We start from the raw sequence: 18,880 nt of genomic DNA on the forward strand, positions 1-18,880 counted from the left end.
ACCAAAGGGATGATGCAAATGGCTAAAAAACTGATCGGCAAGGCACTGATCTTCGGCGCGCTGAGCGCCGCCAGCCTGTTGGCGCAAGCGGGCCAGGCCGGTGGCGGTGGCTGCGGCTGGGGCAACATGGTGTTCGAGGGGCAGCGCGGCCTGTTCCCGCACCTGCTGGCCACTACCACCAACGGCACCTCGGGTAACGCCACCTTCGGCCTGACCTCCGGCACCAACGGTTGCGACTCCAACGTGGTGCTCGGCTATGGCGGCCGTTCGATCTTCGCCATGAACGGCATGCTCGACAACATCGCCGAGGACATGGCCAAGGGCAAGGGCGAGTCGCTCGACGCCTATGCCACCCTGTTGGGCGTCGAAGCCAAGGACCGCGCGCACTTCGCCCAGGTCACCCACCAGCATTTCAACCAGATATTCGCCAGCAAGGACGCCACCGGCGAGCAGGTCTACAAGAACACCCTGGAGGTCATGAGCCAGGACAGCGTGCTCGCGCGCTACGCCCAGCAGCCCGCTGCCTGAGTTCCACAGGTTGCGACGATGCCCTCTTCGGAGGGCATCCGTTTTTCTGGAGTCGGTGAATCGAACGGTAGCGCGTCAGTGAACGACCAGTGGGAGCGCCTGTGGCGCTTCCACGGCCTCGGCCTGTACGCCTACAGGGGCGAGCGCCAGGCCTGGGCGCGCGATGCCAGCGACGTGAAGCGCGAAGACGGCGACAACCCCTATTGCCGCTGGTTCTTTGCCGCGCTCCGAGTTGGGGGGCGCTTTCCCCAAGAGATACGACGGTTGACGCTCTGTTCCTCGCTGAATGTCAGAACTTTCCGGCGATGTCTCCAATCGGCCCATTTTTCATTGTCTATTTCGCATTGACAACGCTGCGGGTGCAGCTTTTCCAGGATTCATGCCGCCTTGAATGCGTGACCGCGCAGCCCCTGTCGAGCCTTTAGGTGTTCTGCTGGCAAGTTAATTGAAGGTTTATTTTAACTTCTTAAGGCGATTTCTCTTCAATGGATGTAGGAATAATCCTTAAATCTCGCAAGGATATTTTAGTGTGACCAAATGTAGCATGGCACCTCCGAGCGCCCTTCGCTTAAATGCCGTCGCCTGTCAGAAATGTCATCTGAAGTTCGGCCTGGCGGCGATGTTCCGATGGCTGCATTTGCTCTTTTAATTCCGGTCTTATTCACACGTTTACGGGAGAGCCCGGGAGCATAGGAGCGTGCAGGCGAAGCCCTTCAGGGGCTGCCCCAGCGAGCAGAGGTTCATGGCGCCTGGTTAAAGGGGCGGCCAGGTCTAGTTGAGTGCAGGCAACTTCCAGCGTTCTCTCACGCTTCATAAAGTGCGAAGGATTTCGGCTGGCCAGCGAAAACTAAAAGTGTTCGAGGGAGCGCTTTCTGAAAGTTGAAGCGCTGTCTTATTGGTGGGGCATTACTTGTCCTGAAAGATGGAATAAAACGGCAAGAGGGAGTTTTGATGAGTTCCGATAGTTTCCAGAATGAAGTTCCCAAGGCGCGGATCAATATAAAACTTGACCTGCACACAGGCGGTGCGCAGAAGAAAGTCGAGCTTCCGCTGAAGTTGATGATCATGGGCGACTACAGCAACGGCCGCGAGCAGCGTCCGCTGTCCGAGCGCGGCAAGGTCGACATCAACAAGAACAACTTCAACAGCGTGCTGGCCGAGTTCCACCCGGCGGTGAAGCTGGCCGTACCCAACACCCTGGCCGACGACGGCTCGGACACCAGCGTCGAGCTGAGCTTCCGCCACATGAAGGACTTCGAGCCCGAGCGAGTGGCTCGCCAGATTCCGCAGCTGCGCGCGCTGCTGGCCATGCGCAATCTGCTGCGCGACCTCAAATCGAACCTGCTGGACAACGCCACCTTCCGCCGCGAACTCGAACGCATCCTGCGCGACGACGCGCTGAGCGATGAGCTGCGCGCCGAACTGTCCGCACTCGCACCGCAAGACCACTAACCGCATACGAAGAGGGAAAGCCCATGTCCGCAGAAGGAACTTCCGTACAAACCGGCGGCGCCGGCGCGCAGGTCCGCGAGGGTCAGAGTGTCTACGCCGCGCTATTCGACAAGATCAATCTCAGCCCGGTGTCGTCCCTGGCCGATATCGAGGCCTTCCAGAACACCGACGCACTATCCGAAGCCTCCGCAGATGAGCGCGTAACGGCCGCAGTCAGCGTCTTCCTCGATCTGCTCAAGCAGTCGTCGCAGAAGATCGAGCGCCTGGACAAGACCCTGCTGGACGAGCACATCGCGGCGCTGGACGGGCAGATCAGCCGTCAGCTCGACGCGGTCATGCACCACGCGGACTTCCAGCGCGTGGAATCGACCTGGCGCGGGGTGAAGTCGCTGATCGACCAGACCGACTTCCGCCGCAACGTGCGCATCGAGCTGCTCGACATCAGCAAGCAGCACCTGATCCAGGACTTCGAGGACGCGCCGGAAATCGCCCAGAGCGGCCTCTACGTCCACACCTACACCCAGGAATACGACACGCCCGGTGGCGAGCCCATCGCGGCGGCCATCTCCAACTACGAATTCGGTCGTGGCCCGCAGGACATCGCCCTGCTGCGCAGCATCTCCAAGGTGGCCGCGGCGGCGCATATGCCCTTCATCGGTTCGGTAGGGCCGGCCTTCTTCGGCAAGGAGTCGATGGAGGAGGTCGCGGCGATCAAGGACATCGGCAACTACTTCGATCGCGCGGAATACCTGAAGTGGAAGTCCTTCCGCGACACCGACGACTCGCGCTACATCGGCCTGACCATGCCGCGCGTGCTGGGGCGCCTGCCCTATGGCCCGGACACCATCCCGGTGCGCAGCTTCAACTACGTCGAGAGCGTGAAGGGCCCGGACCACGACAAGTACCTGTGGACCAACGCCTCCTTCGCCTTCGCCGCGAACATGGTGAAGAGCTTCATCAACAACGGCTGGTGCGTGCAGATTCGTGGCCCGCAGGCCGGCGGCGCGGTAACCGACCTGCCGATCCATCTGTACGACCTGGGCACCGGCAACCAGGTGAAGATTCCCTCGGAGGTGATGATCCCGGAAACCCGCGAATTCGAGTTCGCCAACCTCGGTTTCATCCCGCTGTCGTACTACAAGAACCGCGACTACGCCTGCTTCTTTTCCGCCAACTCGACGCAGAAGCCGGCGCTGTACGACACCGCGGACGCCACCGCCAACAGCCGCATCAACGCGCGCCTGCCTTACATCTTCCTGCTCTCGCGCATTGCCCATTACCTCAAGCTGATCCAGCGCGAAAACATCGGCACCACCAAGGACCGCCGCGTCCTCGAACTGGAGCTGAACAACTGGATTCGCGGCCTGGTCACCGAGATGACCGACCCCAGCGATGACCTGCAGGCCTCGCACCCGCTGCGCGACGGCAAGGTGATAGTCGAGGACATCGACGACAACCCCGGCTTCTTCCGCGTGAAGCTCTACGCCGTGCCGCACTTCCAGGTGGAAGGCATGGACGTGAACCTGTCGCTCGTCTCGCAGATGCCCAAGGCGAAAGCCTGATCGGACGCAAGGAAGTCGTCATGAAGATCGACCGCCCCTTGTGGGTCGCCGGGGCCTTGTTGTCGCCCCAGCAGTTCCAGCAGCAAGCGCGCTGGGAGGCCTGGACCAACGAATGCATCGCCCACCTGTCCCAGGTTCACCCCTGGGGCGTCCAGGCCGTGGCATTCGACCTGGAGGCCCTGCGCCTCAACCGGGTCAAGGCCACGCAACTGCGCGTACGCCTGCCCGACGGCACGCTGATCGACAGCAACCAGGTCGACCCGCTGCCGCCGGCGCTGGACCTGGCGCAATTGCCGTCCGAGCCAGGCCAGCAGGTCGTCCTGTTGCTGGCCCTGCCGCTGCTCCAGGCCAACGGTGGCAATTGCCTGATCGGCGAGTCTCGCCCGTCGCGACCGGTGCGCTATCGCCAGGAGTGGCGCGACGTAGCCGATCTGCATGGCGAGGACAGCCAGTCGATGGCGGTGATGCAGCACGTCCTGACCCTGCGCCTGGACAGCGATGACAACGCCGAGTACCTGACCTGCCCGATCGCGCGCCTGGTGCGGGACGGGCAGGGCGGTTGGAGCCTTGACGACGCCTTCGTGCCGCCGCTGCTCGACTTCGCCGCCCACCCGGGGTTGCTCGCGCAGTTGGACAACCTGCTGGTCCAGCTCTCCGCCAAGCGTGCACGGCTGATGGGGATGCGCCGGGAAAGCAACCAGCGTATGGCCGACTTCGCCGTGGCCGACGTCTCGTTGTTCTGGTTGCTCAATGCGCTGAACAGCTACCAGCCGGTGCTGAGCGAGCTTGTGGCGCATCCGGCACGGCATCCGGAACTGGTCTACCTGGAGTTGAGCAAGCTGGCGGGCAGCCTGCTGACTTTCTCCCTGGAGCACGACATAGGCGCGATTCCAGCCTATCGGCACGAGCAGCCGGAGGCGGTGTTTCCGACGCTGTTCCGGCTCATACCTGCAGCAGAGCTGGACGGAGCTGCTGGAACAGGCCGGGCGCATGTATGGCGAAGGCGTGAATCACTTCTGGCTGGATCTGCAGTGGTATCTCTGCCAGGCCCTCGGCCGGCTGGGCATTCCCCACGAGGCCTGGGCCGACATCCTCAAGCGCGACCTGGGCATGTTCCTCGAACGCTTGCCGGGCCTGCAGGAGCTGCGCTGGAGCGATGGCACGCCATTCGCCGACGAAACCACCCTGGAGTGGATCGCCCAGCAGGTCACCGGTAACTCGACCACCCCCTGGCTGCCTGCAGTAACGACGGCCGCTCTGGTGGATGACGTGCTGTCGCTGGAGAGCGAAGCCTTGGCCCAGGCCGACAGCGACGGCGTCGAGGCTGCGCTGGCCTGGCTGGCGTCGCGCCCGGACATCCGTACCGGCCGTCAGCGCTGGCTGCTGCGCCTGCTGATGGCGCGGGTGGCCGAGCAGTACGGCAAGGCCGACCTGGCGCTGCACCTGCTGGGTGAACTGGACGCCATCGCGCAGCAGCAAGGACTGGGCGACTGGGAGCCGGAGCTGAGCTTCGAGGTCAAGGCGCGGCTGCTCAAGCTGCTGCGGCAGAAGGCCCAGCGCAACGATGCCGACAAGGCCGCCCTGGCGCGGCGCATGGACGGATTGCTGGCCTCGCTGGTGGCGGTCGATCCGGTACGCGCAGCCGTGCTCTGCGGCTGATCTTATTTCTCAAGGACATTCCCACTGTGAGCATGGACAACCTGACGCTGCGCTATTTCGATGCCGAGATGCGCTACCTGCGCGAGGCCGGCAAGGAGTTCGCCGAGGCCTTCCCGGACCGTGCGGCGCAACTCAACCTGGACAAGGCCGGCGCCCGCGACCCCTACGTGGAGCGGCTATTCGAGGGCTTTGCGTTCCTCATGGGGCGGCTGCGCGAGAAACTCGACGACGACCTCCCCGAGCTGACCGAGGGCCTGGTCAGCCTGCTCTGGCCGCATTACCTGCGGACCATTCCGTCCCTGTCGGTGATCGAGTTGGCGCCGGACTACCGCGAGATGAAGTCCAGCGAAACCCTCGCCGCCGGCTTCCAGGTGCTCTCGCAGCCCATTGGGCCGGAGCGTACCCGCTGCCACTACAGCACCACGCAGGAGATCACCCTGCATCCGCTCAAGCTCGACTCGCTGCAGGTGGCCAGTGAACCGGACGGGCGCTCAGTGCTGCGCCTGCGCTTCAGCTGCGGGTCCTTGTACGACTGGGCCCAGGCCGACCTGTCGCGCCTGCCGCTGTACCTCAACGCCGACGCGCCGATCGCCTGCGCCTTGCATCAGGCCCTGACCCGCCAGGTGCAGGCGCTCTATGTGCGCACGCCGGGGCAGACCGATCGCCAGCCGCTGGACGGCCATTTCGCCGCCAGGGGCTTCGGCGAGGAGGATCGTCTTTGGCCGAAAGGTGACGCCGCCTTCAGCGGATACCAGCTGTTGCTGGAGTACTTCAGCTTCCGCGAGAAGTTCATGTTCGTGACCCTCTGTGGCCTGGATCGTATTGGCCTGGTCCAGGGCATGACCTGGTTCGAGCTGGAAGTGGTCCTGGCCGGGCAATGGCCGCATGAGCTCGCGCTCGAGGCCGAGCACCTGCGCCTGCATGCAGTGCCGGTCATCAACCTGTTCCCACTGGAGGCAGACCCGATGCCTCTGGCGCCGCTGCAGACGGACTACCTGCTGCGCCCCATGCGCCTGCAGGACGGCCATACCGAAATCTATTCGGTGGACAGCGTGACTTCCTCGAAGAACGGCGAGCAGCTTGCCTACGTGCCCTTCACCAGCTTCCGCCACAAGGGCGGCATGCTGCGCGACGAGGCGCCGGAGCGCTACTTCCACACGCGGATGAAGCGTGGCGCCAACGGTATGCACGACACCTGGCTGATCCTCGGTGGCGAGGGTTTCGACAAGGATCGCCTGCACGGCGGCGAGAGCCTGTCGCTGCGCCTGACCGGGACCAACGGCCAACTGCCGCGCAAGGCCCTGCAGAGCACCCTGCTGGACACCCCGGTGAAGACCACTCAAGTCGGCCTGAAGGTGCGCAATCTCTGCGCGCCGACGCTGCCGTGCTACCCGCCCAATCGCGATCGCTTCCATTGGCGGGTACTCAGCCACCTGGGCTCGAACTTCCTGCCGATGCTGGACAACGCCGAGGTGCTGCGCGGCACCCTGGCGCTCTACGACTGGACCGGCGACGAACTCAACCGGCGGCGGCTGGCGGCGATCGTCGACGTACGCCACCACCTGATCCAGCGCTTCGAGAAGGGTTTCCTGCTGCGCGGCGTGGACATCGAGGTGACGCTCGACGCCAACGGCTTTGCCGGCGAAGGCGACATCTGCCTGTTCGGCGAGATGCTCAACCGCTTCTTCGCGCTGTATGCCGACATCCACCTGTTCAACCAGCTGACGCTGATCCTGCAACCTTCCGGAAAGAGCCTGCGATGGAACGAGAACCACAGCCAGCGGATTCCCGGCTGAACGCCAGCGGGCTGCTGGAAGCCCTCGGCGGGCGCGTCGCCGAAGCCAACCTGTACCGCTTCTGCCAGTTGCTGGAAGCCGCCGCGCCGGACAACCCGCCGCTGGGCAGCACCAGTCGCCCTGCCGATGACCTGGTGCGCTTCCGTCCGCATCCGGGCATGGGTTTCCCGGCCGGAGAGCTGAAGGCCATCGAGTGGGACGAGGAGCATCCGGAGCGCCCGCCGACAGTGCGTACGCAACTGCTCGGGCTGTACGGCGTGGACTCGCCGATGCCGACCGCCTACCTCGACGACATCGCCCAGCGCAGGGAAGGGCACGAGGCGCTGGAAGCCTTCCTCGACCTGTTCAACCACCGGATCTTCACGCAGTTCTACCGCATCTGGCGCAAGTACTCGTACCCGGCGAGCTTCAGGGCGGGCGGGGCGGATGACACCTCGCAGTGCCTGCTCGGGCTGATCGGCCTGGGCATCCCCGGGACGGCCGAGCACATCGCCACGCCGGTGTCGCGCTTCCTTGCGTTGCTGAGCGTGATGCGCCTGCCGACCCGCAATGCCGAAGGCATAGGGGCGCTGGTGAGGCTGCTCGCACCGGCCACGCAGGCCCGGGTGAAACCCCATTGGCCGCGCAAGGTGCCGCTGGATCAGCCGGCCAGTCTCTCGCGCGAAACCCCGGTTTGCCTCGCCCAGGGAACGCCGCTTGGCGCCCTGGGGGCGGATGCCAACAGCCAGCTTCGCCTCGAACTGCACACTGATGACTTCCGCGAGGCGCAAGGCTGGCTGCCCGGCGGGCAGTTGCACAGCGACCTGCTGGTGCTGCTGCGCGTGTACCTGGGCTGGCGATGCATGGCCAGCCTGCACCTGTCGCTGCCGTTGTCGTGCGTGCCACGCCCCACGCTGGGCGAGCCGGCGCTGCTGCTGGGCATGACTGCCGTGCTGCGGCCGGACGACAGCGCCGCGCCGGAAGAAGCCTGCATAGAGATCAACCTGGGCTGCTATCGCGGCCTGACCGAAAACCCGAGAACCAGGAACACCGAATATGTCGCTTACCGCTTCTAGATCATTGCTGGCCCTGGCCGCGCTCGGCCTTTTGCTGAGCGGCTGCGGACTGACGCAGCGCGTGGCGGATGGCACCAGCTCCTTCGCCCATGGCCTGTTCTACAAGCAGGTGAAGGTCCTGCACCTGGACTTCAGCGCCCGCACCGCGCTGAACACAGATACCCGCGACATGTCGGCGCTGTCGGTATCGACACTGTTGCGCGTCTACCAGTTGCGCGACCGCAAGGCCCTGGACAAGGCCGCCTACCAGGACCTGCTGCGCGATGCCGATGGCGTCCTGGCTGAAGACCTGCTGGACCAGCAGGCGGTGCTGGTGAAGCCGGGCGAGGGGGCGCAGTTCAACGTGCCGCTGGCCGCCGAAGCGCAGTTCGTCGCCGTGGTCGGGCTGTTTCGCTCGCCGGAGGCGGCGCAGGGCAACTGGCGCCTGGTCCTCGCCCGCGAGGAACTGGACCCTGACCTTCCGCGGACGCTCGAACTCGGTGACAGCGCCCTGACCCTCTTGCCGATGCAGGAGGATTGACGCCGATGGGCGAGCAGAACCCTTCGCTCTACGAACTGTTGCTGCAGAACTTCAGCGGCGAGTTGGACCTGCACCGCGTGCGCGAGGAGGACCAGCCGATCCTCTCGGTGCTGGACAACCTGCAGCGCATCCTCAATGGCCGCGCTGGCACGCTCGCCCATCTGCCCGACCTTGGCCTGCCGGACATGAGCCACATCCTCCAGGGCTTGCCCGGCACCGCCCACGGGCTGATCGAAACCATGCGCACGACGCTGCTCAAGTACGAGCCGCGCCTGGCGTCGGTGCACATCGAACTGCTGCCGCAGCAGCGCCCCGGGCATCTTGAATATGCCCTGAATGTGGAGCTGCGCGGCGGAGCCCGAGCAACCTTCGGCACCACGCTCGCACCCGAAGGCAAGGTGCTTCTGCGTCACCTGAAGCGCATGAATTACCTCTCGCAATGAAGCGCCAAATCTCACCCCGCGAAGGAGGGCGCCCATGAGCCTGCCCGAGTCGAACCTGCAAATTGGCGGCGATCCGCGTGGCCTTGCTGCCTGCATTGCGCTGCGCGCCGAGCTGGGAAAGTTGAGCCATCCGGCCCGCCCGGACCTGGATTGGCCGCAGGTCGAGCAGCTGAGCCTGGCGCTGTTCAAGGAGAACGGCGTGGAGCTGCAGTCGGCGACCGCCTATGCCTTGGCCCGGACATATCTGCATGGCCTGGCCGGACTGGAGGAGGGACTGGCGCTGATCCGCGCTCAATTGCAGACGGACTGGCCTCGCTTCTGGCCACCAGCCCTGCCGGCGCGGCTGGAAATCCTCGCCTGGCTGTTCAGTCACTTGCAGCCCCGGTTGCGACGGATCGACGGTACGCAGGCCGATCTGTCGTCGCTCAAGCGCATACAGGGCGATCTGCAGGCGCTGGACGCCGTCCTGGAGCGCGAGGTGGCGCTGCCGCTGCACCCGCTCCAGGCGTTGCAGGCGCAGCTCGAACGCCTGGTCGTTCGCCTGGAGCGGGAACGCGATCGCCTTGAGGCGCCTGCAGTACCTGCAACGCCTGACGTGGAGATCAGCGAGCGGCAGCCCGATGTGCCGGCCGCTTATCAGCGGCTGGTCTACGTGGTCCAGGCACCAGCTCCCTCTGAGCCGGTGGCGGTCGCTCCGCGCTGGGCCAGGCCTGTGAAGGTCGGCGGCTTGCTGGCTCTCGCAGGGCTGCTTGTCGCGTTGCATTGGTACCTGGGCTAACGGAGACGCGGGCAAGTCCGCGCCGATGGTCTAGTGTTCCCGGACATCGCCGTCATGCCGGGCACTCCTGGGAGAAATGCCGTGACCACGCAAAAACGCACGCCGACCGAAGAAGCTACAAGGCACATCGATGCACGCATCGCCGAACTTGCCGACTGGCGCGGCGAGCGGCTTGCCTACGTCCGCGCGCTCATCCGTCAGGCCGATCCCGAGGTGGTGGAGGAGTGGAAGTGGCAGGTGCCGGTGTGGTCCCACGGCGGCATCCTGTGCACCGGGGAAACCTACAAGCAGGTAGTGAAGCTGACCTTCGCCAAGGGCGCGGCGCTCGAAGACCCTGCGGGCCTGTTCAACGCCAGCCTGGAGGGTAATACCCGCCGCGCCATCGATATTCGCGTCGACGATACGCTCGACGAGACCGCGTTCAAGGCGCTGATCCGTTCGGCGGTGGCGCTCAATACCTCAGGCAGCTAAGGCGAGGGTGGCAAAACCCGCTCCTTGAGCAGGCTCCGTATCGCGCCATCACCGCTTAGCGCGGACTCGCGGCAACCGCCGCGTGCCGGGGCAGGGCGGTCGAGATGAGCGCGGCCAGCAGGACGAAAGCTGCCGATATCCAGAGACAGGCGTTCAGGCCATAGGCCTGGAAAACCGCGCCGGAAAGCACGGTGCCGATCAACCGTCCCATGGCGTTGGACATGTAGTAGAAGCCCACGTCCAGCGACACGCCGTCCTCCTTGGCGTAGGAGACGATCAGATAGCTGTGCAGCGAGGAATTCACCGCGAAGAGCGCCCCGAACAATAACAGCCCGCCCAGAAGCACCCCTTCCGACGCCGGGTATATCGCCAGACCGCTGGCCATCGCCGCCGGCAGCACGGCCAGCGGCAGCGCCCAGGCGAGGGCGGCGCGGCCGTCGGGGACATGGCCGCGGCGCTTGCCGGTCAGGGCCGGGGCGAAGGACTGGACGATGCCGTAGCCGATCACCCAGGCGGCGAGGAAGCCGCCGACCAGCCAGAAGCTCCAGCCGAAGGTTTCGCTCAGGTAGACGGGCAGGGCGACCACGAACCACACGTCGCGGGCGCCGAAGAGGAACATCCGTGCCGCCGAGAGGATGTTTATCGCCCGGCTCTTGGAGAGCATGTCGCGGAACTTGGGCTTGGCCTTGGCCTTGCCCAGGTCCTTCTTTAGCGACAGCAGGCTGCCGACCCAGACCAGGCCCAACACCAGGGCCATCACCAGGAGCGCGCCCCTGAAGTCGAACAGCGCCAGCAGCGCGCCACCGAGGAAGAAGCCCACGCCCTTGAGCGCGTTCTTCGAGCCGGTGAGGATCGCCACCCACTGGTAGAGCTTGCCTTGCTGGGCGTCGGGCACCAGGAGCTTGATCGAGCTCTTGGCGCTCATCTTGTTGAGGTCCTTGGCGATGCCCGACAGGGCCTGTGCGCCCATCACCCAGGGGATGCTCAGCCAGGCGGCCGGAACCGCGAGCATCAGCAACGCCACCACCTGCATGGCGAGGCCGATGTTCATGGTGCGGTTCAGGCCGATGTGCGCGCCGAGATAGCCGCCCACCAGGTTGGTGACGACGCCGAAGAACTCGTAGAACACGAACAGCGTGGCGATCTGCAGGGGCGAATACCCCAGCGAATGGAAATGCAGCACCACCAGCATGCGCAAGGCGCCATCGGTGAGCGTGAATGTCCAGTAGTTGGCCGTCACCAGCAGGTACTGGCGGACTTCCGGGGCCAGCGACGAGAGCGCCTTCATGTTCGTGTCCTGCTCCCTCAACCGGCCAGGCCGACCATTTTCGCCAGCTCGACGGTGCGGTTGGCGTAGCCCCACTCGTTGTCGTACCAGGCGTAGAGCTTCACCTGGGTGCCATTGACGACCATGGTCGAGAGCGCGTCGATGATCGAGGAGCGCGGGTCGGTGCGATAGTCGATCGACACCAGCGGACGTTCCTCGTAGCCAAGGATGTCTTTCAGCTCGTTTTCGGCGGCGTGCTTGAGCAGGCGGTTGACCTCTTCGACGCTGGTTTCCCGCTCGACCTCGAACACACAGTCGGTCAGCGAGGCATTGGCCAGCGGAACGCGGACGGCGTGGCCGTTAAGGCGGCCGCGCAGCTCGGGGAAGATTTCCGCGATGGCGGTGGCCGAGCCGGTGGTGGTGGGGATCAGGCTCATGCCCGAGGCCCGGGCGCGGCGCAGGTCCTTGTGCGGCTGGTCGAGGATGCTCTGGGTGTTGGTCAGGTCGTGGATGGTGGTGATCGAGCCGTGGCGGATGCCGAGGTTCTCGTGGATGACCTTGACCACCGGCGCCAGGCAGTTGGTGGTACAGGAGGCTGCGGTGACGATACGGTGCTGCGCCGGATCGAACAGATGCTGGTTTACCCCCATGACGACGTTCAGCGCGCCTTTTTCTTTGACCGGAGCACTGACCACGACGCGCTTCACGCCCTGGTCCAGGTAGGCCTGGAGCACGGCGACGGTCTTCATCTTGCCGCTGGCCTCGATCACCAGGTCGCAGTCCGACCAGTCGGTGTCGGCGATGGCCTTGTTGGCGGTGACCGCGATGCGCTTGCCGTCGATGAGCACGGAGTCGCCGTCGGCGCTCGCCTCGTGGTGCCAGCGGCCGTGAACCGAGTCGAAGTTGATCAGGTGGGCGTGGGTCGCGGCATCGCCGGCCGGGTCGTTGATCCGTACGAATTCCAGTTCCGGCCAGTCCCAGGCCGCGCGCAGCGCCAGGCGACCGATACGTCCGAATCCGTTGATACCTACTTTGATGGTCATGCTCGTGTTCTCTGATGCGGTAAACGAGTGGTCGACATTGGGTTGTCGTGTTGGAGGCGTGCCTTCAAGGCCGAAGCTTGGCTGGGAATGCTGGCGGTCACGACTTCATTCCTGCGAAAGCGAGCCGGCGGCCGGGTCGAACCAGCGGCGCTTGAGCCAGCCGGCAACACCGACCAGCGTGATCAGGACGGGCACTTCCACCAGCGGCCCGATCACGGTGGCGAAGGCGACCGGCGAGGCGAGGCCGAAGGTGGCGATGGCCACGGCGATGGCGAGCTCGAAGTTGTTGCTTGCGGCGGTGAATGCCAGCGCGGTGGTGCGCGGGTAGTCCGCCTCCAGCACCCTGCCCATCCAGAAACTGATGAAGAACATCACCACGAAGTAGATCGTCAGCGGGAGCGCGATGCGCAGCACATCCAGCGGCAGTTCCAGCACCCGGTCGCCCTTGAGGCTGAACATGGCGACGATGGTCAGCAGCAGCGCCACCAGCGTCAGCGGGCTGATCCGCGGGATGAAGCGCTCCTGGTACCACTGGGCGCCCTTGCGCTTGATCAGCAGCTTGCGGGTCAGGAAACCGGCCAGGAACGGGATGCCCAGGTAGATCAGCACCGACTGGGCGATGTCGAGGAAACCGGTGTGGATGACGCTGCCTTCCAGGCCGAACAGCGGCGGCAGAACGCCCAGGAAAAGCCAGGCGTAGAGGCTGAAGAAGAGGATCTGGAAGAGGCTGTTGAAGGCCACGAGCCCGGCGACGTATTGGCTGCTGCCGCCGGCGATCTGGTTCCAGACCAGCACCATGGCGATGCAGCGGGCCAGGCCAATGAGGATCAGGCCGGTCATGTATTCCGGTCGGTCGGAAAGGAAGACCACCGCCAGGACGAACATCAGCGCCGGGCCGACGACCCAGTTCTGGACTAGCGACAGGGCCAGGATGCGCCTGTCCTGGAAGACCTGCGGCAGCTCCTCGTAGTTCACCCGCGCCAGCGGCGGATACATCATCACGATCAGGCCGACGGCAATGGGGAGGTTGGTGGAGCCCACCGACAGGCCGTTCAGCCAGCCGGGCAGCCCGGCGAACAGACTGCCCAGGCCGATGCCCAGGCCCATGGCGAGGAAGATCCAGACCGTCAGGTAGCGATCCAGGAAGGAGAGGCGGCTCTTGCTCATGCGGGTCTCCCGTTGCGTCAGAGCGTTCCGATTCGGGCCAGTTCGGTCTTCAGCCTGTCGCAATCGAGTTGCTCGAACGGCAGCGCCAGAAAAGCCGAGATGCGCCTTTCGATATGCGCGAGCGTGGCGTCGAACGCGGCCTCGCGTTCGGCCGCGCTGCCCGGCAGCTCGGAAGGGTCGGCCAATCCCCAGTGGGCTTTCGTTGCCGGCCCGAAGAACACCGGGCAGGCCTCGCCCGCGGCCTTGTCGCAGACCGTGATGACGAAATCCGGCGCCAGGTCTGCATGCGCATCGGTCGACTTGCTGGCGAGCCCCTGGGTGGAAACGCCGGCACGTTGCAGGGCGGCGAGGCTCAGCGGATTCACTTCGCCACGGGGCAGGCTGCCGGCGCTGTAGGCGCGCATGCCGGCGGGGGCGAGGTGATTGAAGAGCGCTTCGGCCAGGATGCTGCGGCAGCTGTTGGCCGTGCAGAGGAACAGGACTTTCATCGAATCGTCTCCTCGGCGGTCAGCAGCAGGCCGCGACACGCGCGGGGCGGTCGCCCATGTTTTCCAGGCGCTTGGCACTTGCACTGAGCCACGCACGGTTGGCGTCCAGCGTCGTCAGCAGCACCTGGCGAACCCAATCCGGCAGCTGCGGATGCAGGCGGTAATAAACCCACTGCCCCTGGCGACGGTCAGCCAGCAGGCCGCAAGTGCGCAGTTGCGCCAGGTGCCGCGAGACCTTTGGCTGGCTTTCGTCGAGGGCGCAGGTCAGCTCGCAGACGCAGAGCTCCTGTTCGCGGGCGATCAGCAGCATCATCCGCAGGCGATTCTCGTCGGCGAGGCATTTGAAAACCTGGATGGGCGTCAGCTGTTCAGGCATGGCTGTGCTGGCTCCTATTACGTAGGAAGGTGCAGATATTCGATTTGGCGAATATATGGAATTTTGCATGTATTGCAAGAAAGAAATGCTGACAGCTCGCGCCGGTGCCCAGGCGCCGGGGTGTGATTGAGGCGGGGTCGCCAGGCCGACGATCCGCCGATCTAGCGCGACTCGTAGTGCGCGTTGTCCTCGCGCAGCAGGTCCAGGTACAGCTTTGCCGCCAGGCCCAGCGGGCGTGACTTGATCCAGAGCACGTCGACCCACAGGCGCAGGCGGCTGGCCATGTTGCTGAAACGCACCTCGCGCAGGCTGCTGGCGTCCAGCAGCGGCTGCACCAGCGGCTGTGGCAGGTAGGCCCAGCCGAGGCCGGATTGCACCAGCTCAAGGGTGGCGAGGTAGCTGTCGGTCAGCCAGATGCGCCGCGACAGCACCAGGCGCGGGTCCGAGCCGGTCGGCTCGCCCGAGGCCACCATGATCTGCCGCTGTTCGGCCAGCCTTTCCTCGGCCATCGGCTCGTCGATGGCCTGGGCCACCGGATGGCGGGGCGAGGCGACTGCGATCAGCAATTGGCTGCCGGCTTCCAGGAACGACTCGCGCTCGTCGATGCCCGGGCGTTCGAAGACCAGCGCCAATTGCGCGCTGCCTTCGTGGAGCATGCGTACCGCCTCAGTCTGCGGCGCTGAGCGGACCTCTACCTGCAGGTTCGGGAAGCGCTCGGCGAGCTTTTCCAACGGCCGGCTCCAGCGTCCGGTCTGCAGCTCCGGCGCCATCGCCAGTACCAGCCGGCGCTCCAGGCCCTGGTGCAGTTGCAGCGCCTGGGCGTCGAGCAGGTTGAGTTGGGCGACCACCTGCCGCGCCTGCGGCTCCAGGGCCAGCGCGGCGGCCGGCGGCAGCGCCTTGCGTGAGGCGCGGTCGAACAACGTGAGGTCAAGTTCGGCCTCCAACTGAGCGATGGCCATGCTCACCGCCGAAGGCACGCGACCGAGCTTGCGCGCGGCGGCCGAGAAGGAGCCGCTGTCGAGCACGGCGAGGAAAAGGGTCAGGGAATCGCTGCTGAATGCCATAGCGTTGTCAATAAACCTGATAACGATCGTCTTTTGTCGTCAGCGAGCTGAACATAGATTGCTCCTCACAACAACAGTGAGAGGGAATCCCCGTGTCCAAACCGCAATGGCAGGAACAGGTAGCGCTGGTCAGCGGCGCTGGCAGCGAACATGGCATCGGCATGGCCATCGCCCGACGTCTCGGACAGGCCGGCGCGCGGTTGATCGTCACCGCCAGCAGTGCGCGCATCGCCGAACGCGTGGCTGAGCTGCGCGCCGAAGGCTTCGAGGCCGAAGGCCGCGCTGCTGACCTCACCGACGAGAAGCAGGTGCGCGAACTGGCCGCCTGGGCCGAAGCGCGCTGGGGCCGCATCGACGTGCTGGTGAACAACGCCGGCATGGCCATGCAGGGCAGCCCCGAGCCCTTCGCCGAGGTGGCGACGATGGACCTGGCGACCTGGAACCTGTCGCTGGCGCGCAACCTCACCACCGCTTTCCTGCTGACCCGCGCGGTGCTGCCGGGCATGCAGGCGCGCGGCTACGGGCGCATCGTGCAGATCAGCTCCACCACCGGCACGCGTGGCAGCAACCTGGGCGAGGCGGCCTACAGCGCGGCCAAGGCCGGCATGGTCGGCCTGAACATGGGGCTGGCGCTGGAGGTGGCCAAGCAGGGCATCACCGTGAACAGCGTGGCGCCGGGCTGGATCGAGACCGCCTCGTCCACCGAAGAGGAAGCCCACGCCGCCAGCTACACGCCCATCGGTCGCGCCGGCAAACCGGAGGAAGTGGCAGCGGCAGTGGCCTTCCTGGCCTCGCCGGAAGCCAGCTACATCACCGGCGAACTGCTGGTGGTCGATGGCGGCAACTGCCTGGTCGAAAACAAGGCGCCTTGAGCGAGGAGACACACATGGACACTCCCGTGGTTCTGATCACCGGCGCTTGCGGCGGCGTAGGCCGCGCACTGGTGGAACGCTTCGTCGCCGGCAGCTGGCGCGTCTTCGCCACCGACCTGAACGAGGCCGGGCTGGCGCAACTCGCCGCCGATTTCCCCCTGGCCGGCCAATGTGCCGGCGACATTCGCCAACCTGCCGTATGCCGCGCGGTAGTCGAGGCTGCACTGCAGGCCGGCGGCCGCCTGGATGCGCTGGTCAACGCTGCTGGCGTCTGGCGCGAAGGGCCGGTGGAAGACTTCAGCGAGGACGACTTCGACCTGGTGCTGGACGTCAACCTCAAGGCCACCTTCTTCATGTGCTCGGCCGCCATCCCGCACTTGAAGGCCAGCCAGGGCGCCATCGTGAACATCTCCAGCGACGCCGGCCGCCAGGGCAACCGCAACGCCGCGGCCTACTGCGCGAGCAAGGGTGGGGTGACGCTGCTGAGCAAGACCCTGGCGCTGGACCTGGCCCCGGCCGGCGTGCGCTGCAATGCCGTGTCGCCCGGCGACATCGAAACGCCGATGCTCAAGTACCAGGCCGATACCTATGGCGCCGGCGATCCGCAGGGCTACTACGCCGAGTTGCTGGCCAAGTACCCGCAGGGCGAGCGCGCGCGCTTCATCCAGCCGGCGGAGGTGGCCGAGCTGGTCTACTTCCTCTGCCAGCCGGGCGCCGGTTCGATCACCGGGGCGGACCTGGCCATCGACTGCGGGTTGTCGGCGGGGAACTGAGGGGGCGCGCCCCGGCTTCGGCGTGGCATCGCCGGGGCGCGCACTGTCGATCAGCACGTCTCGAAGGCTCGGAAGCAAATCGCTGCATCGACTCGCCGTAGCCCGATTTGGCTCCAGACAAGCCATCGTTCTCCGGCTCTGACAGGGGGCAAAGTCTTCACTGCCTGCCTCGATCTCGTCTCCCTGTACATGCCGCAGCCCAAGAACGGCAACTGACGGACTCAGGATGTCCGCTGCAGGTGGAAGCGGCAGACCTGGCCACCACGCAGCATGCATTCGAGATGCTCGACGTCGGCGCCGCCCAGGGTGCCGATCAGCGCCAGGTCGAGTTCGCAGACTTCCGGGTGGCTGCCCGCCAGGTGATGGAACACGCAGTTGTGCGCGACTATTTCCGGCTCGCCGGAACTGCGGAAGAACACCTGCGCTTCGTAACCGGCATCGTTCATGTGCTGGACGATGCGCTCCTCGTCCACGCTGGCGGACTCCAGTTCGGCGGCAAGGCGGGTGCCGAGCTTGCGCATCAGCGCTACCAGCGCCGGGTGGCCGATTATCTCGGCGATCTCGCCGATCAGCAGGTCGGCGAGCGCCTGGTATTGCCGGGGGAAAAGCTCCCGGCCGCGCGGACCGAGCAGGTAGAGCTGCTCGGGGCGGCGGCCGGTGGGACGGGTCGGGCCGCGCAGCACCAGGGCGTCGCGTTCCAATGCCGCCAGGTGCTGGCGTACGGCGGTGCGGGTCACCGCCAACTGTTCGGCCAGTTCGTCGATGCTCATGCCGCCGGCCTGGTAGAGAAGGGCGGTGAGCAGGTCCTGCTGGGTGCGACCCAATCCTTGCAGCATGCAGCTACCTCGCGACTACGAACTTGTCCGGGAATTGCTTGACCAGCGCGGCGCTCAGCGCGTCGGCGAGCATCTGGATGTGCATGTTCATCGCTTGCCAGGTCTTCGCCTCGCCAGCGTAGTCATGCGCGGCCAGTTGGTCGATCTGCGCGATGTGCTGCGCACCGTGGGTGCTGAGCATCGCGATCAGGTCATTCTCGGGGAGGTTGGGGTTGGCGCCGGCGAGGAATCTGGCAATGGCGCCGGCGTTGCTGGTCAGCTCGCCGATGGCGGCTTTTCGCCCGGCGGCATCCTTGGCCACGCTGGCGTCACTGTAATGCTTCACCGCGCCCCAGTGCCCGGCCAGCAGCTTGAGCAATTGGTCGGCGGCAGGCTGTCCGTAGAGCGGTGCTATGGCGTTGGCGATAGCGGTGGCATTGGCGACCACCTGTTCGCTGGCCACTTTGGCCTGGGCCTTGTTGCCGGCCTGGTTGGCCTGCGCGTAGTCGCGTATCCAGAAGATGTGCTCCTGCCACAGGTCACGAAGGGCCAGGCGGTTGTCGAGGGCGGAGGCGGCGGCGGCGGAGGGTGTGGCGGCTTGGGCATCCGTTGGGATGCTGGCGATGCTGGTGGTGCAGAGGGTTACGACGGCGAGGAGAATCGATGATCCGATGTTCATGGCAGTGGCCTCTTGGGGCGGACGACACTACAAAATCAATTAAGGCATATTTAAATGCCGTAATTGATTTTC

20 protein-coding genes and 2 pseudogenes are annotated in these 18,880 nt (G+C 65.4%); 14 read left to right on the top strand and 8 right to left on the bottom strand.

Annotated elements, in window-relative coordinates:
* Positions 1–18 precede the first annotated feature (18 nt).
* The 12 genes and pseudogenes from PKB_RS13730 (at position 19) to PKB_RS13780 (ending at position 10,264) form a co-directional block, all read left to right on the top strand.
* Positions 19–528, top strand: coding sequence for a DUF3015 domain-containing protein (locus PKB_RS13730; RefSeq protein WP_043252528.1), 510 nt, complete (start codon positions 19–21; stop codon positions 526–528).
* A 78-nt stretch (positions 529–606) separates the two neighbouring features.
* Positions 607–876, top strand: a complete 270-nt coding sequence (locus tag PKB_RS29610) for a hypothetical protein (protein ID WP_156958033.1) — start codon at positions 607–609, stop codon at positions 874–876.
* Positions 877–1,479: 603 nt separating this feature from the next.
* Positions 1,480–1,980: a type VI secretion system contractile sheath small subunit gene (gene tssB / locus PKB_RS13735; protein ID WP_043252530.1), complete on the top strand. Its 501-nt coding sequence runs from the start codon at positions 1,480–1,482 to the stop codon at positions 1,978–1,980.
* A 23-nt stretch (positions 1,981–2,003) separates the two neighbouring features.
* Positions 2,004–3,542 (top strand): type VI secretion system contractile sheath large subunit, encoded by a 1,539-nt coding sequence (gene tssC, locus PKB_RS13740; protein ID WP_043252532.1) that lies wholly within the window; start codon positions 2,004–2,006, stop codon positions 3,540–3,542.
* A 20-nt stretch (positions 3,543–3,562) separates the two neighbouring features.
* Positions 3,563–4,489: pseudogene (tssK, locus tag PKB_RS13745) on the top strand (type VI secretion system baseplate subunit TssK); the annotation flags it as partial.
* A pseudogene (locus tag PKB_RS13750) lies at positions 4,488–5,201 on the top strand (type VI secretion system domain-containing protein); the annotation flags it as partial. The pseudogenes tssK and PKB_RS13750, both read left to right, overlap by 2 nt.
* Before the next feature lie 26 nt (positions 5,202–5,227).
* Positions 5,228–6,997 (top strand): type VI secretion system baseplate subunit TssF, encoded by a 1,770-nt coding sequence (gene tssF, locus PKB_RS13755; protein WP_043252535.1) that lies wholly within the window; start codon positions 5,228–5,230, stop codon positions 6,995–6,997.
* Positions 6,961–8,052 carry a type VI secretion system baseplate subunit TssG gene (gene tssG, locus PKB_RS13760; RefSeq protein ID WP_043252536.1) on the top strand — a complete coding sequence of 364 codons (1,092 nt, stop codon included), beginning with the start codon at positions 6,961–6,963 and terminating at the stop codon, positions 8,050–8,052. The genes tssF and tssG overlap by 37 nt, the downstream gene beginning before the upstream one ends.
* Positions 8,033–8,572 carry a type VI secretion system lipoprotein TssJ gene (tssJ, locus tag PKB_RS13765; RefSeq protein ID WP_043252537.1) on the top strand — a complete coding sequence of 180 codons (540 nt, stop codon included), beginning with the start codon at positions 8,033–8,035 and terminating at the stop codon, positions 8,570–8,572. Before tssG ends, tssJ begins: the two co-directional genes overlap by 20 nt.
* A gap of 5 nt (positions 8,573–8,577) precedes the next feature.
* Positions 8,578–9,015 (top strand): type VI secretion system baseplate subunit TssE, encoded by a 438-nt coding sequence (tssE, locus tag PKB_RS13770; RefSeq protein ID WP_043252538.1) that lies wholly within the window; start codon positions 8,578–8,580, stop codon positions 9,013–9,015.
* A gap of 34 nt (positions 9,016–9,049) precedes the next feature.
* Complete coding sequence (locus PKB_RS13775; protein ID WP_052355281.1) at positions 9,050–9,793, top strand: type VI secretion system ImpA family N-terminal domain-containing protein; 744 nt, start codon at positions 9,050–9,052, stop codon at positions 9,791–9,793.
* An 81-nt stretch (positions 9,794–9,874) separates the two neighbouring features.
* Positions 9,875–10,264 (top strand): DUF1801 domain-containing protein, encoded by a 390-nt coding sequence (locus tag PKB_RS13780; protein ID WP_043252539.1) that lies wholly within the window; start codon positions 9,875–9,877, stop codon positions 10,262–10,264.
* Positions 10,265–10,319: 55 nt separating this feature from the next.
* On the opposite strand, the gene arsJ is transcribed toward PKB_RS13780, so the two are convergent.
* From arsJ to PKB_RS13810, 6 genes are all read right to left on the bottom strand, one after another.
* Positions 10,320–11,552, bottom strand: a complete 1,233-nt coding sequence (gene arsJ, locus PKB_RS13785) for an organoarsenical effux MFS transporter ArsJ (RefSeq protein ID WP_043252540.1) — start codon at positions 11,550–11,552, stop codon at positions 10,320–10,322.
* 17 nt (positions 11,553–11,569) lie between these two features.
* Positions 11,570–12,574, bottom strand: coding sequence for an ArsJ-associated glyceraldehyde-3-phosphate dehydrogenase (locus tag PKB_RS13790; RefSeq protein ID WP_043252542.1), 1,005 nt, complete (start codon positions 12,572–12,574; stop codon positions 11,570–11,572).
* Between the two features lie 105 nt (positions 12,575–12,679).
* Positions 12,680–13,741: an ACR3 family arsenite efflux transporter gene (arsB, locus tag PKB_RS13795; protein ID WP_043252544.1), complete on the bottom strand. Its 1,062-nt coding sequence runs from the start codon at positions 13,739–13,741 to the stop codon at positions 12,680–12,682.
* A gap of 17 nt (positions 13,742–13,758) precedes the next feature.
* On the bottom strand, positions 13,759–14,229 hold the full coding sequence (locus PKB_RS13800; protein ID WP_043252546.1) for an arsenate reductase ArsC: 471 nt from the start codon (positions 14,227–14,229) through the stop codon (positions 13,759–13,761).
* Between the two features lie 19 nt (positions 14,230–14,248).
* On the bottom strand, positions 14,249–14,605 hold the full coding sequence (locus tag PKB_RS13805; RefSeq protein WP_043252548.1) for a metalloregulator ArsR/SmtB family transcription factor: 357 nt from the start codon (positions 14,603–14,605) through the stop codon (positions 14,249–14,251).
* A gap of 161 nt (positions 14,606–14,766) precedes the next feature.
* A complete protein-coding gene (locus PKB_RS13810) occupies positions 14,767–15,669 on the bottom strand; it encodes a LysR family transcriptional regulator (protein WP_043252550.1) in 903 nt (300 codons plus the stop codon).
* Positions 15,670–15,761: 92 nt separating this feature from the next.
* On the opposite strand from PKB_RS13810, the gene PKB_RS13815 reads away from it, so the two are divergent.
* Both PKB_RS13815 and PKB_RS13820 read left to right on the top strand, forming a co-directional pair.
* Positions 15,762–16,541 carry an SDR family NAD(P)-dependent oxidoreductase gene (locus PKB_RS13815; protein ID WP_043252552.1) on the top strand — a complete coding sequence of 260 codons (780 nt, stop codon included), beginning with the start codon at positions 15,762–15,764 and terminating at the stop codon, positions 16,539–16,541.
* Between the two features lie 14 nt (positions 16,542–16,555).
* Positions 16,556–17,314, top strand: a complete 759-nt coding sequence (locus tag PKB_RS13820) for an SDR family NAD(P)-dependent oxidoreductase (RefSeq protein ID WP_043252555.1) — start codon at positions 16,556–16,558, stop codon at positions 17,312–17,314.
* Between the two features lie 221 nt (positions 17,315–17,535).
* On the opposite strand, the gene PKB_RS13825 is transcribed toward PKB_RS13820, so the two are convergent.
* A complete protein-coding gene (locus PKB_RS13825; RefSeq protein ID WP_043252558.1) occupies positions 17,536–18,150 on the bottom strand; it encodes a helix-turn-helix transcriptional regulator in 615 nt (204 codons plus the stop codon).
* Positions 18,151–18,154: 4 nt separating this feature from the next.
* On the bottom strand, positions 18,155–18,808 hold the full coding sequence (locus PKB_RS13830) for a hypothetical protein (RefSeq protein ID WP_043252561.1): 654 nt from the start codon (positions 18,806–18,808) through the stop codon (positions 18,155–18,157).
* Positions 18,809–18,880 lie beyond the last annotated feature (72 nt).

It is taken from the genome of Pseudomonas knackmussii B13, from assembly GCF_000689415.1.
Lineage (GTDB): Bacteria > Pseudomonadota > Gammaproteobacteria > Pseudomonadales > Pseudomonadaceae > Pseudomonas > Pseudomonas knackmussii.

Bases quoted from the DNA above. Each gene is read 5' to 3' on its own strand.
- PKB_RS13775 (WP_052355281.1), top strand. From the start codon at position 9,050: ATGAGCCTGCCCGAGTCGAACCTGCAAATTGGCGGCGATCCGCGTGGC.
- tssE (WP_043252538.1), top strand. From the start codon at position 8,578: ATGGGCGAGCAGAACCCTTCGCTCTACGAACTGTTGCTGCAGAACTTC.
- PKB_RS13810 (WP_043252550.1), bottom strand. From the start codon at position 15,669: ATGGCATTCAGCAGCGATTCCCTGACCCTTTTCCTCGCCGTGCTCGAC.
- PKB_RS13830 (WP_043252561.1), bottom strand. From the start codon at position 18,808: ATGAACATCGGATCATCGATTCTCCTCGCCGTCGTAACCCTCTGCACC.
- tssJ (WP_043252537.1), top strand. From the start codon at position 8,033: ATGTCGCTTACCGCTTCTAGATCATTGCTGGCCCTGGCCGCGCTCGGC.
- tssB (WP_043252530.1), top strand. From the start codon at position 1,480: ATGAGTTCCGATAGTTTCCAGAATGAAGTTCCCAAGGCGCGGATCAAT.
- arsJ (WP_043252540.1), bottom strand. From the start codon at position 11,552: ATGAAGGCGCTCTCGTCGCTGGCCCCGGAAGTCCGCCAGTACCTGCTG.
- PKB_RS13825 (WP_043252558.1), bottom strand. From the start codon at position 18,150: ATGCTGCAAGGATTGGGTCGCACCCAGCAGGACCTGCTCACCGCCCTT.
- PKB_RS13805 (WP_043252548.1), bottom strand. From the start codon at position 14,605: ATGCCTGAACAGCTGACGCCCATCCAGGTTTTCAAATGCCTCGCCGAC.
- tssC (WP_043252532.1), top strand. From the start codon at position 2,004: ATGTCCGCAGAAGGAACTTCCGTACAAACCGGCGGCGCCGGCGCGCAG.
- arsB (WP_043252544.1), bottom strand. From the start codon at position 13,741: ATGAGCAAGAGCCGCCTCTCCTTCCTGGATCGCTACCTGACGGTCTGG.
- PKB_RS13790 (WP_043252542.1), bottom strand. From the start codon at position 12,574: ATGACCATCAAAGTAGGTATCAACGGATTCGGACGTATCGGTCGCCTG.
- PKB_RS13820 (WP_043252555.1), top strand. From the start codon at position 16,556: ATGGACACTCCCGTGGTTCTGATCACCGGCGCTTGCGGCGGCGTAGGC.
- PKB_RS13800 (WP_043252546.1), bottom strand. From the start codon at position 14,229: ATGAAAGTCCTGTTCCTCTGCACGGCCAACAGCTGCCGCAGCATCCTG.
- PKB_RS13730 (WP_043252528.1), top strand. From the start codon at position 19: ATGGCTAAAAAACTGATCGGCAAGGCACTGATCTTCGGCGCGCTGAGC.
- tssG (WP_043252536.1), top strand. From the start codon at position 6,961: ATGGAACGAGAACCACAGCCAGCGGATTCCCGGCTGAACGCCAGCGGG.